This is a genomic window from Saccharopolyspora gloriosae (assembly GCF_014203325.1).
Taxonomy (GTDB): domain Bacteria; phylum Actinomycetota; class Actinomycetes; order Mycobacteriales; family Pseudonocardiaceae; genus Saccharopolyspora_C; species Saccharopolyspora_C gloriosae.
In genome coordinates this window covers 5040894-5054052 of sequence record NZ_JACHIV010000001.1, presented here as the reverse complement: position 1 = coordinate 5054052, position 13159 = coordinate 5040894, and the positions used below count along the sequence as shown (strand labels likewise).

At 74.0% G+C, this 13159-nt stretch carries 10 protein-coding genes; 8 read left to right on the top strand and 2 right to left on the bottom strand.

What is annotated here, in order from left to right:
* Nucleotides 1–31: 31 nt before the first annotated feature.
* The 7 genes from cobO to BJ969_RS21900 all read left to right on the top strand — a co-directional run bounded on the left by cobO (nucleotide 32) and on the right by BJ969_RS21900 (nucleotide 9067).
* Nucleotides 32–646 (top strand): cob(I)yrinic acid a,c-diamide adenosyltransferase, encoded by a 615-nt coding sequence (gene cobO, locus BJ969_RS30310; protein ID WP_184481606.1) that lies wholly within the window; start codon nucleotides 32–34, stop codon nucleotides 644–646.
* Nucleotides 643–2034 (top strand): cobyrinic acid a,c-diamide synthase CobB, encoded by a 1392-nt coding sequence (locus BJ969_RS21925; protein WP_184481604.1) that lies wholly within the window; start codon nucleotides 643–645, stop codon nucleotides 2032–2034. The genes cobO and BJ969_RS21925 overlap by 4 nt, the downstream gene beginning before the upstream one ends.
* Before the next feature lie 191 nt (nucleotides 2035–2225).
* On the top strand, nucleotides 2226–3836 hold the full coding sequence (locus BJ969_RS21920) for an SAM-dependent methyltransferase (RefSeq protein WP_184481602.1): 1611 nt from the start codon (nucleotides 2226–2228) through the stop codon (nucleotides 3834–3836).
* A gap of 123 nt (nucleotides 3837–3959) precedes the next feature.
* Entirely contained in the window at nucleotides 3960–5165 is a 1206-nt protein-coding gene (locus tag BJ969_RS21915; RefSeq protein WP_184481600.1) for an SAM-dependent methyltransferase, read from the top strand.
* The gene (locus tag BJ969_RS21910; RefSeq protein ID WP_184481598.1) at nucleotides 5162–6526 is read left to right on the top strand and encodes a cobalamin biosynthesis protein; all 1365 of its coding nucleotides are present in this window, start codon (nucleotides 5162–5164) and stop codon (nucleotides 6524–6526) included. The genes BJ969_RS21915 and BJ969_RS21910 overlap by 4 nt, the downstream gene beginning before the upstream one ends.
* 94 nt (nucleotides 6527–6620) lie before the next feature.
* A complete protein-coding gene (locus tag BJ969_RS21905; protein WP_184481597.1) occupies nucleotides 6621–8465 on the top strand; it encodes a sensor histidine kinase in 1845 nt (614 codons plus the stop codon).
* Nucleotides 8417–9067, top strand: a complete 651-nt coding sequence (locus tag BJ969_RS21900) for a response regulator transcription factor (RefSeq protein ID WP_184481594.1) — start codon at nucleotides 8417–8419, stop codon at nucleotides 9065–9067. The genes BJ969_RS21905 and BJ969_RS21900 overlap by 49 nt, the downstream gene beginning before the upstream one ends.
* A 242-nt stretch (nucleotides 9068–9309) precedes the next feature.
* Here the strand turns inward: BJ969_RS21900 and BJ969_RS21895 are convergent, their stop codons facing one another.
* On the bottom strand, nucleotides 9310–9579 hold the full coding sequence (locus BJ969_RS21895) for a DUF1876 domain-containing protein (RefSeq protein WP_184481592.1): 270 nt from the start codon (nucleotides 9577–9579) through the stop codon (nucleotides 9310–9312).
* 422 nt (nucleotides 9580–10001) lie between these two features.
* Between BJ969_RS21895 and cobA the strand changes: the two genes are divergently transcribed.
* Complete coding sequence (gene cobA / locus BJ969_RS21890; protein WP_184481590.1) at nucleotides 10002–11246, top strand: uroporphyrinogen-III C-methyltransferase; 1245 nt, start codon at nucleotides 10002–10004, stop codon at nucleotides 11244–11246.
* Nucleotides 11247–11323: 77 nt separating this feature from the next.
* On the opposite strand, the gene metG is transcribed toward cobA, so the two are convergent.
* A complete protein-coding gene (metG, locus tag BJ969_RS21885; protein WP_184481588.1) occupies nucleotides 11324–13042 on the bottom strand; it encodes a methionine--tRNA ligase in 1719 nt (572 codons plus the stop codon).
* Nucleotides 13043–13159: the final 117 nt, after the last annotated feature.

Here is a 13159-nt window from a genome sequence, read left to right as displayed (position 1 = left end):
GCCCGACCGAGGTGGCCTAGGGTCTGAGCCCATGCCTCAGGGAAAGCCGAGTTCTGTTCCGCAAGACGGGTTGACCACGCGGCAGCGGCGCAACCGTCCGCTGCTGATCGTGCACACCGGGGAGATGAAGGGGAAGTCGACCAGCGCGTTCGGACTCGCGCTGCGCGGCTGGAACCAGGGCTGGTCGATCGGCGTGTTCCAGTTCGTGAAGTCGGCGAAGTGGAAGGTCGGCGAGGAGGCCGCGTTCCGCGCGCTCGGCAGGCTGCACGAGGAGACCGGTGAAGGCGGCCCCGTCGAGTGGCACAAGATGGGCGAGGGCTGGTCCTGGGCGCGCAAGCAGGGCTCCGAAGAGGACCACGCGGCGGCGGCGCTGGAGGGCTGGCAGGAGATCGCCCGCCGGATCGCCGACGAACGCCACGGCATGTACGTGCTCGACGAGTTCACCTACCCGCTGCACTGGGGCTGGATCGACGTCGCCGAGGTCGTCGAGACCCTGCGCGACCGGCCCGGCCACCAGCACGTGGTGATCACCGGGCGCAACGCGCCGCAGGCGCTGCTCGACGCGGCCGACCTGGTGCTGGAGACCACGAAGGTCAAGCACCCGATGGACGCCGGCCAGAAGGGCCAGAAGGGCATCGAGTGGTGAGCCCGCGCGTCGTCATCGCCGCGCCCGGCTCCGGTCAGGGCAAGACGACGGTGGCGACCGGGCTGCTCGGCGCGCTGCGCCGCCGGTCGCTGCGGGTGGCGCCGTTCAAGGTCGGGCCGGACTACATCGACCCCGGCTACCACCACGTCGCCTCCGGGCTCCCGGGGCGGAACCTGGACCCGGTGCTGGTGGGGGAGGAGCGGATCGCGCCGCTGTTCCGGCACGGCAGCGCGGGCGCCGACCTGTCCGTGGCCGAAGGCGTGATGGGCCTGTTCGACGGCAAGATCGACGGCCCCGGACCCGGTGACGAGCCCGCGTTCGGCTCCACCGCGCACGTCGCGGGCCTGCTGCGCGCCCCGGTGGTGCTGGTCGTCGACGCGCAGGGGCAGTCGCAGAGCATCGCGGCGCTGCTGCACGGCTTCCGCAGCTTCCAGCCGGGGGTGCGGCTGGCCGGGGTGATCCTCAACCGGGTCGGCTCGCCGCGCCACGAGCAGGTGCTGCGGGACGCGTCGGACTCGGTGGGGCTGCCGGTGCTGGGGTCGCTGGGGCGCACCGGCGGGCTCAGCGTGCCGTCGCGGCACCTGGGCCTGGTCACCGCGGCCGAGCACGGCGGTGCCGCCACCGAGGCGGTCGAGGCGATGTCGGACGCCGTCGAGGCCGGGGTGGACCTGGACGCGGTGGTCGCGCTGGCGCGCAGCGCCCCGGCGCTCGACGGCCCGGCCTGGGACGCGGCGGCCGAGGTGGAACCGGTCGCGGACCGCCCGGTGATCGCCGTGGCCGGTGGTCCCGCGTTCACCTTCGCCTACACCGAGCACGTCGAGCTGCTCACCGCCGCCGGTGCCGAGGTGGCGGTGCTCGACCCGCTGCGCGACGAGGCGCTGCCCGCGGGCGCTCGCGGGCTCGTGCTGCCCGGCGGATTCCCGGAGCAGCACGCCGCCGCGCTGTCGGCGAACGCGGCGCTGCGCGCGGAGATCACCCGGTTCGCCGCGACCGGTGCGCCGATCCACGCCGAGTGCGGCGGGCTGCTCTACCTCGCGGAAGAGCTCGACGGGCATCCGCTGTGCGGGGTGATCCCGGCGCGGGCCGAGATGTCGCCGCGGCTGACGCTGGGCTACCGCGACGCGGTCGCCGCCGCGGATTCGGTGCTGGGCGTGCGCGGCGCGCGGTTCACCGGGCACGAGTTCCACCGCACCCGGCTCGATCCGGGCCACGGCGCGGACCCGGCGTGGTTCTGGCGCGCGGACTCGGCGGTGGCGGAGGGATTCGTCCGCGGCGGGCTGCACGCCTCCTACCTGCACACCCATCCGGCGGGGACGCCGGAGGCGGTGTCGCGGTTCGTGACCAGCTGCTCGCGCACCGTGACCGGCGGTGCGGGTACGGCCGTGTGAGCGCGCCACGATCACCGGGTACGGTCGTCACCTGCGCGGCCACGGTGGGCGACGTGCTGCCCGGTGCCACCGGTCCGGCCACGCCATCGCCTCCTTGGCCATCGGGCCGATGCCCCTCCCTTCGGCGATGTCCGATGTGGACGGTTCGGCGCGCACGGCCGTAGCGGTGATGCGGAAGAGGAGAGCGAACAGTGAGTGGGCGGATCTCGTTCATCGGCGCCGGACCAGGCGCCGCGGACCTCATCACGGTCCGCGCCGCGCGACGCATCGCCGAAGCCGACGTCGTGGTGTGGTCGGCCAGCGTGCTCGCGCCCGAGTGCGTGCGCGAGCACGCGAGCGCCGACGCGGAACTGCTCGACTCCTCCCAGCTGACCCACGAGCAGGCCGTGGAGGTGTACCGCCGCGCGGAACGCGACAAGCTGCGCGTCGTGCGGCTGCACGCCGGTGACCCGGCGCTGTGGGGATCGGTGCAGGAGCAGCACGACGCCTGCGCCAAGATGGAACTGGACGTGGAGATCGTGCCCGGCGTCAACGGCTTCTCCGCCGCCGCTGCCGCCGTGGGCCGCGAGCTGACGGTGCCGGAGGTGGCGCCGTCGGTGCTGCTGACGCGGCTGGGCGGCGGTTCGACGGCGACGGCCGACGCCGAGCAGGTGCGGGAACTGGCCCGGCACGGCACGACGATGGCGGTGACGCTGCCCGCCTCCCGCGCCGCGCAACTGGTCGAGGAACTGCGCGCGGGCGGCTGCGCCGACGACGTCCCGGTGCTGGTCGCCTACAAGGTGAGCTGGCCGGACGAGGTGCTGCTGAGCACCACCGTCGGCGAGCTGGAGCAGGCGGTCAAGCAGCGCAAGCTGTGGCGCTCCGCGCTGTTCCTCGTCGGCAAGGCGCTCGGCGCCGGGACGGGCAGGACTCGGGGCCAGCACGGTGAATCCGGTTATCGCCGGACGGATTCCCCGGCGCGGCGCCGCGGCTACCGCTCGGCGCGGCGGCACACCGGCGCGACCCCGTCCGGTTCCGACCAGGAGGACGTTCCGGGCGGCGCGGCGGTGTTCCACGTCGGAACCGGTGGCGCGGACGTCGACCGGCCGGAGACGGGCGAGCGGGCTCCGGCGTCGCGGCGCGCGGCGGAACCGGTCGCGCGGGCGGCCGAGGCGGCGCCATCAGGTGCCGACGCCGTGACCGGCTCGGCCGAGACCGGCACCGGTGCAGCCGTGCCGAACATCGCGTGGTGGGCGGTGCGGGAGTGGCAGGAGGCCGCCCGCGGTGCCGCTCGGGCGCAGTCCCGGCAGCGCCGCACCGAGGATCCCGCGCAGCCGGAGCTGTTCGGCGCCGCGGACAAGTCCGCGCGGACGCCGGACGCGGCGGAGTCCGTGGCCGACTCGCGCGGGGAGGAGACCGAGGCTCCGGCCGGGGGAATCCCCGTGCCGCAACCGGAACCGGCGCTCGCCCCGCAGCTCGACGACGTCGGCACCGCTTCCGTCGACGACGAGGAGAGCGCGCGCCCGGCGCGGGCCGCGTTGTCGGTGGTGCGCGACGAGCCCGCCGAGCAGGAGGCCGTGCCCGAAGCGGAAGCCGCGCCCGACGCGGAAGCGGCGACCGAGGCCACGGAGGATGCCGCCCAGGAGACCGCGCGCACGTCCGCGGCGAACACCACCGGAACCTCCCGCACCACGGCCAAGACCCGCTCCCGGGCGAAGTCCCAGTCGAAGGCCCAGACCAAGGCGCAGACCAAGGCGGCGGGCGCCAAATCCCGTGCGGCGGGGGCGAAATCGGCGAAGAACAAGGGCGACGCGTCGAGCTGATCGGCAGGGCGCCGCGACGCCGGACGCTCGCCGCGGCGCGCTCACCCGGCATGGCAAGCTGAGATGGGCTCGCGATCCGCGAGACCGGCCGGTGAAGCGGCCTGGCAGGACGAGGTGGAAGACGTGACGGTCACGGTGATCGGGGTCGACGGGGCGGAGTTGCCCGCGGGCACCGCCGAAGTGTTGCGGTCGGCGCGGCTCGTGGTGGGCTCGCGCAGACATCTGGACGCGCACGCCCCGCAGGAAGCCCGGTCGCTGGAACTGGAGCAGTGGGGCCGGGCGGTCGGCGCGCTGACCTCGCTGGCCGGGGAGGAGACCGGCGTCGTTCTCGTCGACGGCGACCCCGGATTCTTCGGCGTGCTGCGGGAATTGCGCGAGCGCGGGGTGCGGTGCGCGGTCACGCCCGCCGCTCCGAACGTGGCGCGGCTGATGGCCCGGCTGGGCAGGCCGTGGGACGAGGTGCCGGTCGCGGCGGCCGACGAAGCGGACCTGCCGCGGGTGCTGAACCTGTGCCGGGCGCGCCCGGCGGTGCTGGTGCTCAGCGGGACGGGCGCCGGCCCGGCGCAGCTCGCCTCCGGCCTCGCGGGCTGGCGGCGCACCCTGGTCGTCGGCGAAGACCTCGGCGGCGACGCCGAGAAGATCAGCACCGTCACCCCGGAGGAAGCCGCGCGGCGCACCTGGCGCCCGGACGCGGTGGTGCTGTGCGCGGAGGAACCGAAGGAGATCGGCGCTCGCGGCTGGCTCGCCGGTGGTGCGGTGCTGCCGCCCGCGTCGGGCTGGGCGCTGTCCGAGGACGAGTTCTCGCACCGCGACGGCGACGTCACTCCCTCGGAGGTGCGCGCGGTCGCCCTGGCGGAGCTCGCCGCGCGGCCCGGCACGCTCGTCTGGGACGTCGGCGCGGGCTCCGGTTCGGTCGCGGTGGAGTGCGCGCGGCTGGGCGCCGCGACGATCGCGGTCGAATCGGACCAGGCCCAGGTCGTGCGGCTGATCACCAACGCCGCCGCGCACGGCGTGGACGTGCGGGTCGAGGAGGAGGCCGCGCCGCAGTCGCTGCGGGAGCTGCCGAAACCGGACGCGGTGTTCGTCGGCGGGGGCGGCGGCGACGTCGTCGCCGCGTGCGCGCACGCGGGCGCGGCCCGGATCGTGGTGGAGCTGACGGAGCTGGAGCGGGTCGGCCCCACCCGGGAGGCGCTGCGGGCCGCGGGCTACGAGGTGCGCGGCGTGCAGCTGGCCGCGAGCAGGCTCGTGGAGCTCGCCGACGGCGGTTCGAAGCTGGAGCCCACGGCGCCGGTCGTGCTGGTGTCCGGGCGCCGCAAGGCCGACTCGTGATCGGGTTGTTCCCGCGCTCCCGGCAGGAGCAGCGCACGGCGACCGAACTCGCCGCGCGGTGGGGGCCGGACGCGATGCTCGTCGACGGCGGGCCGGGCCCGGCGCTGCGCCGGATGTGGTCCTCGCTGGACGTGGTGGTGCTGTTCCTGCCGGTCGGGGCGGCGGTGCGGCTGATCGCGCCGCTGCTGCGCGACGAGCGCACCGACCCGGAGGTCGTGTGCGTCGACGAGCGGTTCGCCGTCACCGTCTCCGGTGGCGCGCAGGCCGTGGCGCCGCAGATCGCGGAGGTGCTGGGCCGGACCCCGGTGCTGACCGCGGGCGAGGCGGTGAGCCCGCTGGACGAGCTCGTCGACCACCTCTCGGCCACTGTGGACGGTGATCTCGCCGGGTGTGCCCGGTCGGTCGCCGACGAGGAGCACGTGCGACTGGTCAACCCGCACGGATTCCCGCTGCCCGCGCTGCCGGAGAACGTCTCGGCGCACTGCGACGAGCCGGAGTGGACGGTCGTGGTCGACGACCGGCGGCCCACCGGGGAGCTCGGGGAGCGAACGGTCCGGCTGATCCCGCCGACGCTCGTGGTGGGCGTCGGTGCGGTGCGCGGCGTGTCTCGCACCGCCGTGACCGGGCTGATGTCCCGGCTGGACCGGGAGCACGGGCTCGATCCGCGGGCGATCCGCGCGTTCGCCACGGCGGAGTCGAAGGCCGACGAGCGCGGCATTCTCGACGCCGTGCAGGACCTGGGCTTCTGGCATTCCGCCGACGCCGAGGAGCTGCCGCTGCGGCTGTACCCGGCGGCGGAGCTCGCCGAGGTCGAGGTGCCGAACCCGAGCGCGGAGGTGCTGCGGGAGACGGGCACCGCCAGCGTCGCCGAAGCCGCCGCGCTGCGAGCGGCCGGGGAACTCGCCGCGCCGGACTCCCATGGGGATCGGAACCCGTTGGGGCGCAACGACATCGCGGTCGAGCTGGTGGTGCCGAAGCTCGTCGCGGACGGGGTCACCGTCGCCGCCGCCCGCATCCGCCCGCGCGGGCAGGTCACCGTCGTCGGTCTCGGCCCCGGACCCGCCGACCTGCGGACACCGCGCGCCGAGGCCGAACTCCGCCGCGCCGCCGCCGTCATCGGCGGCGCGCGGGACCTCGACCAGGTCCGCGACCTGCTGCATCCGGGTGCGCGGACGGAGGTCGTCGACTCCGCTGGAGCCGGTGCGCGCGCCGCCGTCGCGCACGCCCGCGACGGCCACGCCACGGCGTTCGTCGGCGCGGGCGACGCCGCGGCCGAGCACGCCGCGGTGCGCGCCGAACCGGGCTCGGCCGACCTGACCATCGCGGCGATCCCCGGAATCCCCGCTCCCACGACGCCCTGACCCGCGTGGCCCAGAGCGGGGTGGGGACAACTCCACCCCGGTTCGGTGGCCAAGTCGACTGTGCGGACGCGCCCGTCTCAGAAGAATGGTGCTCATGAGGGACTGGGCGCGGCGGCGCGGGGCGAGCGCAGGACGAGGGCTGGTGCTGTTCGGGCTGGGGCTGGCGGGGCCGGTGGCGTTCGTCGGTTACGTCCTGTCGATCGTGCTGATCACCGTCGGGGCGTGCGATCCGGGCGAACGGTTGCTGGACCGGTGCCGTGCGGTGGCGGACTCGGCACGCCGCCGCGCGCGGCGGCAGGGGATCGAGGCGGACGTCGACTACCTGCCGGTGCCCCCGGTTCCGCAGCCGGACGCGGAAGGCCGGTACCGGTGGGACAACTACCTGTACCGGTCGCCGCACCTGCCGCACTACGTCCAGCGCACCCACCGGGTGTCCAGCGACCCGGCGACCGCGCGGGACATGAACTGGATGCTGCTGAGCCCGCTCGTCGGCGCCCCGCTCGGACTGCTCGCGGTGCTGATCGGTGAGCCCGCGCTGCGCTGGCACGCCCGGTGGACGGCGAGCCTGCTCGGTCCGCCCCGACCGCCGCGCGCCTGGTGGCGCACGGTCCAGCGTTCCCTGCTCGACTGCTGGCGGCTGGTCGTGCTCGGCCTGCTGTCGGTGCTGAACCTGCTGGGCGCGGCGTGGCTGGTGGGGACGTTCCTGCTGCTGCACGTGCTCGGAGCGCACCGGTTCTGGGCGCGGATCGTCGCGAGCACCACGGCGCTGACCGGGCTCAACCGGACCGTGGCGGCGCGGTGGAGCGGTGTGGAGATACCCGCGCCGCACCGCCCGGACCCGCCCCCGCCGGAGCCGACCGCGGACGGCCTGTACCGCAGCGGTGATCGGCTGACGGAGTCGCCCGGCCCGGCGATCCGGCACGCCCGCTACGTGAACGCGCTGCGCGATCCCGCGACCTGGCGAGATCTGGCCTGGCTGAGCGGCGACCCGGTCGTGACGGCGGCGCTGGTGGTGCCGCCGGCGGCGCTGGCCCTCTGGGCCACGCAGAGCGTGTGGGCGCCGTTCTGGGTGTGGATCATCGAAGCGCTCACCGACCTGGAGTTCCCGGACTCGCCGTGGCAGGACTGGTTCGCCGCGCACCGGATCGTCACCGCCGGGCTCGGCGTGGCGGCCATCGCCGCGGTGCTCGTGCTGGCACCGCTCGCGATGCGGCTGCACGGCTGGTGGGCGCGGTCGCTGCTGGCGCCGACGCGGCGGGCCGAGCTGGCGCGGCGGGTGCGGCGGCTCACCGAGACCCGAGCCGACGCCGTCGACGCCGAAGCCCGCGAACTGGACCGGATCGAACGCGACCTGCACGACGGGCCGCAGGCTCGGCTGGTGGCGCTCGGCCTGAAGCTCGGTGCGATCCGCGTCCTGCTCGACCGGGAGCCGCAGCGCGCGCGGGACATGCTCGACGAGACCGGAGCGGATTCCCGCCGCGTGCTCGACGAACTGCGCGACCTGGTGCGCGGGATCAGGCCACCGGTGCTGGTGGAGCGGGGGTTAGCCGACGCGATCCGGGCGCTGGCGCTCGACGTGGCGCTGCCGGTGGAGATCGCCGGGAGCCTGCCGGGCAGGTGTCCGATGGCCGTGGAATCGGCCGCCTACTTCGCGGTCAGCGAACTGCTCGGCAACGTGCTCAAGCACGCAGAGGCGGACACCGCCCGCGTCGAACTCGGGCACGCGGACGGGGTGCTGCGCATCGCGGTGACCGACGACGGCCGCGGCGGCGCCGACACCGGCTGCGGCACCGGCCTGCGGGGGATCCGCCGCAGGCTCGGCACCTTCGACGGCACGCTCGACCTCAGCAGCCCAGCGGGTGGCCCGACCCGCGCCACGATGGAGATCCCATGCGCGTCGTCCTCGCCGAAGACCTCTTCCTCCTCCGCGACGGCCTGACGACCCTGCTGACCGCGCACGGGTTCGAGGTCGTCGCCGGGGTGGAGACCGGGCCCGAACTGGCGCGCGCGCTCACCGAGCACCGCCCGGACGTGGCGGTCGTCGACGTGCGGCTGCCCCCGACCCACACCGACGAGGGGCTGCAGGCGGCGTTGCGCGCGCGGGCGGAGATCCCCGGCCTGCCGGTGCTGGTGCTGTCCCAGCACGTGGAGCGGCTCTACGCGCGCGAGCTGCTCACCGACGGGTCGGGCGCGGTGGGCTACCTGCTCAAGGACCGCGTGTTCGACGCGGAGCAGTTCGTCGACGCGGTGCGCCGGGTCGCGGCGGGCGGTACCGCGATGGATCCCGAGGTGATCGCGAAGCTGCTGGACCACCGGGCCCGGGACGCACCGCTGCGGCGGCTCACCGAACGCGAACGCGCCGTGCTGGAGCTGATGGCGCAGGGCCGGTCCAACACGGCCATCGCGCAGCGCCTGCACGTCAGCGAGAGCGCCGTCGGCAAGCACACCGCGAGCATCTTCGCGAAGCTCGACTTGGCGCAGTCCTCCGACGACCACCGGCGAGTGCGGGCCGTGCTGGCCTACCTGGACGCCGAGCGGTGAGGTGTCGTCCGGAGCGCGGTTGCGATCACGCGCCGATGACACCACGCGAGAAGATGACCAAGACCTGTGCGCACCGCCCCGCGCGAGTGATCCCGCCGAGCGCCGGGATTCCGCGCGGAATCCGCTCCACCAGCCCCGATACCGGACCGTCCCGCGGCCGCGGCGACCGCCCGCATCCGAGCTCACCGCACCAGGGGTCACACGTCACCCGGGGTGGGCGATCTCGCGAGAAATCGCGGGAGTCACGCCATGAGGTGCACTCGGCGGTGCTGGCGTTCGCCGATGTCGCCCGCCGCCGTGTCGAGCAGCTTGTGGCCCAGTTCGAACAGCGCTCTGGCGAGCGCGATCTCATCCCCGATCTGCGGGACGTCCGGGTCGTCCGGGTGCCGTCGCGCGGTGCCGTGCCCGTGCAGCGCCCGGCCGTCGCCGGTGATCATCCCGACGTCCGCGGTGGTCTTCGCCCCCGCTTCGATGACCTGCATGTCCAATGTGAGCGTCCGGTTCGCGTGCATGGCCGCCTCCCTGGTTCGCCTGCCCCCAGGATGCGCCGCGCGGAATCGCTCGGCAAAGCGGTCCGGGCCGGTGGCGGCGGCGAGTTCGCTGGTGAGAGAGGTCACCGGAGGTTTGACCTTCGTTCGCGGGCGGGTCACGATACTGCGGTCGACCGAGGCGCCCGTCCGGTGGGCCACCGCGGGAGAGGTGCTCGCCCGAGCCGTTCGCAAGGCTGATCCCGGCGACGTCCGTGGCAAGATGGGTCGGCGTTGCGCCCGGTCGGCGACGCCCGTCCGCACCGGCGGATCGCGAGCTCGCGCGACCACCGCCCGGTGCCGTCGCGGCGGGCGCGGTGACCACCACGAGCGCGTGGTGGCGCGGTCGCGCACCCAGGCCTCGGCGATGGCGCCGCGGCGACACCACGATACGAACGACGGACGGCATGACCACGCACTCTTCTGCGCAGAACTCGCCCGGCGAACACCACTACTTCGCGGGACTCGACCTCACGGGGAAGCGGGTGGTGGTCGTCGGTGCGGGCAGCGTCGCGCAGCGGCGGGTGCCCCGGTTGATCAACGCGGGAGCGCGGGTCGAGGTCGTGTCGCCGGAGGCGACTCCGGCGGTCGAGGCGATGGCGGAGGCCGGTGAGCTCACCTGGCACCGCCGCCCGTACGCCGAGGGCGACCTGGACGGCGCCTGGTACGCGGTGGCGTGCGCGACGGGCAGCGAGGTGAACGAGGCCGTCGCGGCGGAGGCGGAACGTTCCCGGGTGTTCTGCGTGCGCGCCGACGACGCCGCGCAGGGCACCGCCGTCACCCCGGCCGTCGCCGAGCACGGCGGGCTGCTGCTGGGCGTGCTGGCCGGTGGCGCGCACCGCCGTTCCGCCGCCGTGCGGGACGCGCTGGTGGCGGCGCTGCGCACCGGCGTCGTGGACGAGAGCGCCGAGCGGCCCGCGCCCGGTGTCGCGCTGGTCGGCGGTGGACCGGGCGCCCCGGACCTGATCACGGTGCGCGGCAGGCAGCTGCTGGGCCAGGCCGACGTGGTGATCACCGACCGGCTGGCGCCGCGCGAGCTGCTGGAGGAGCTCGGACCGCACGTGGAGGTCGTGGACGCCTCGAAGATCCCGTACGGCCGCGCCGCCAACCAGGACGTGATCAACGAGCTGCTGGTCGAGCACGCGCGGGCCGGGAAGTTCGTGGTGCGCCTCAAGGGCGGCGACCCGTACGTCTTCGGCCGCGGCTACGAGGAGCTGCTGGCCTGCGTGGACGCCGGGGTCCCCGTGACGACCGTTCCCGGCATCACCAGCGCGTTCTCCGTCCCGTCGGCCGCGGACGTGCCGGTGACGCATCGCGGCGTGGCGCACGAGGTGGTGGTGGTGTCCGGCCACGTCGGGCCGCACGACGAGACCTCGCTGGTGGACTGGCCGGCGCTGGCGCGGCTCAAGGGCACGCTGGTGCTGATGATGGCCGTCAAGCGCATCGGCGAGTTCGCGGCGGTGCTGATCGAGCACGGCCGCGACCCGAAGTCGCCGGTCGCGATCGTGCAGGAAGGCACCATGCGCACCCAGCACGCCGTGCGCAGCACCCTCGCCGAAGCCGCCGATTCGGTCCGCGACAACGACATCAAGCCCCCCGCCGTGATCATCGTCGGCCCGGTCGCGGACCTCACCCCCGAGTCCCGCCGCTGACCGGCTCCGGAAAAGGGCTGCGCCCCATCCGTCCGGGACGGATGGGGCGCGCGGAACCTCTGAGCGCGGCGACCGGCTCAGGCGGCGTCGGGTGAGCCGCCGAAGCGGGTGCGGTAGTTCTCCAGGTCGTCCTCGGTGATCTTGGCGAACAGCACCGGCGGGATGGTGAAGTCCGTGCCCGCCTCGACCAGCGCGAAGGACTTCGCCTCGTCCGGCGACACCCAGCGGCGCGCCGGGTCGTCGGAGGCGAACGCCGCCCGCATGGCCTGCGCCGCGGACGGGATCAGCGGCTCCGACAGCACCGCGTACAGGTAGATCAGGTTCATCGCGGTGCGCAGCGTCAGCGCCGCGGCGTCCTGGTCGGTGCGGATCTCGATCCAGGGCGCCTTCTCCTCCAGGTAGGAGTTGCCCGCGCTCCACAGCGACCGCAGCGCCTGGGCGGCCTTGCGGAACTGCTTGGCCTCCAGGTGCGTCTGGTAGTCCTCGATGAGCCCGCCGATCTCGGCGGCGAGCCGCTGCTCCGGTTCACCGGCGGCGCTCCCGGCGGGGACCTGGTCGCCGAAGCGCTTGCGGCTGAACGACAGCACGCGATTCACGAAGTTGCCCAAGGTGTCCGCGAGGTCCTTGTTCACCACCGAGGCGAACAGCTCCCACGAGAACGAGGCGTCGTCGGACTCGGGCGCGTTCGCGATGAGGAAGTAGCGCCAGTAGTCGGCGGGCAGCAGCTCCAGTGCCTGGTTCGTGAAGATCCCGCGCTGGTCGCTGGTGGAGAACTTCCCGCCGTAGTAGGTGAGCCAGTTGAACGACTGGACGAAGTCGACCATCTTCCACGGCTCGCGGGTGCCGAGCTCGGTGGCCGGGAACATCACCGTGTGGAACGGGACGTTGTCCTTGGCCATGAACTCCGTGTAGGTCACGTCGTCGGCCTCGTACCACCAGGACTTCCAGTCCCGGTCCTGCGGCGCCTGGTCGGCCCACTCCTTGGTGGCGCCGATGTACTCGATGGGCGCGTCGAACCAGACGTAGAAGACCTTGCCCTCGGCGGCCAGCTCGGGCCACGTGTCGGCGGGCACCGGGATGCCCCAGTCCAGGTCGCGGGTGATCGACCGGTCCCGCAGGCCTTCGGTGAGCCACTTGCGGGCGATGGACGACGACAGGTTCGGCCACTCCGCGCTCGCCGAGTCCAGCCAGCGCTCCACCTCGTCGGTGAGCTTCGACTGGGTGAGGAACAGGTGCTTGGTCTCGCGGACCTCCAGCTCGGTGCTGCCGCTGATGGCCGAGCGCGGCTCGATCAGGTCCGTCGGGTCCAGCACGCGCGTGCAGTTCTCGCACTGGTCGCCGCGCGCCTTCTCGTACCCGCAGTGCGGGCAGGTGCCGATGATGTAGCGGTCCGGCAGGAACCGGCCGTCGGCGGCCGAGTACACCTGGCGGATCGACTTCTGCTCGATGAAGCCGTGCTCGTGCAGCTTGCGCGCGAAGTGCTGGGTGATCTCCTTGTTCTGCTCCGACGAGCTGCGCCCGAAGTGGTCGAAGGAGAGCTGGAAGCCGCGGTAGATCTCGGCCTGCACCCGGTGCTGCTGCTCGCAGAACTCCGCCACCGGCAGGCCCGCGTCGGCGGCGGCCAGCTCCGCCGGGGTGCCGTGCTCGTCGGTGGCGCAGATGTAGAGCACCTCGTGCCCGCGCTGGCGCAGGTACCGCGAGTAGACGTCGGCGGGGAGCATGGAGCCGACCATGTTGCCCAGGTGCTTGATGCCGTTGATGTACGGAAGCGCACTGGTGACGAGGTGGCGGGCCATTCTTGGATGCTCCAATACCGGTTCCTGAGCGGACCTTCGCGGCTGGTGTCGCAGGGCGCCGCGCGGTGCTGCGGATGCTCGGCGCGACGTGGCGGCCGACATCGTTGACCAGGCATA

Bases quoted from the DNA above. Each gene is read 5' to 3' on its own strand.
- cobO (WP_184481606.1), top strand. From the start codon at position 32: ATGCCTCAGGGAAAGCCGAGTTCTGTTCCGCAAGACGGGTTGACCACG.
- BJ969_RS21905 (WP_184481597.1), top strand. From the start codon at position 6,621: ATGAGGGACTGGGCGCGGCGGCGCGGGGCGAGCGCAGGACGAGGGCTG.
- BJ969_RS21900 (WP_184481594.1), top strand. From the start codon at position 8,417: ATGCGCGTCGTCCTCGCCGAAGACCTCTTCCTCCTCCGCGACGGCCTG.
- BJ969_RS21895 (WP_184481592.1), bottom strand. From the start codon at position 9,579: ATGCACGCGAACCGGACGCTCACATTGGACATGCAGGTCATCGAAGCG.
- cobA (WP_184481590.1), top strand. From the start codon at position 10,002: ATGACCACGCACTCTTCTGCGCAGAACTCGCCCGGCGAACACCACTAC.
- metG (WP_184481588.1), bottom strand. From the start codon at position 13,042: ATGGCCCGCCACCTCGTCACCAGTGCGCTTCCGTACATCAACGGCATC.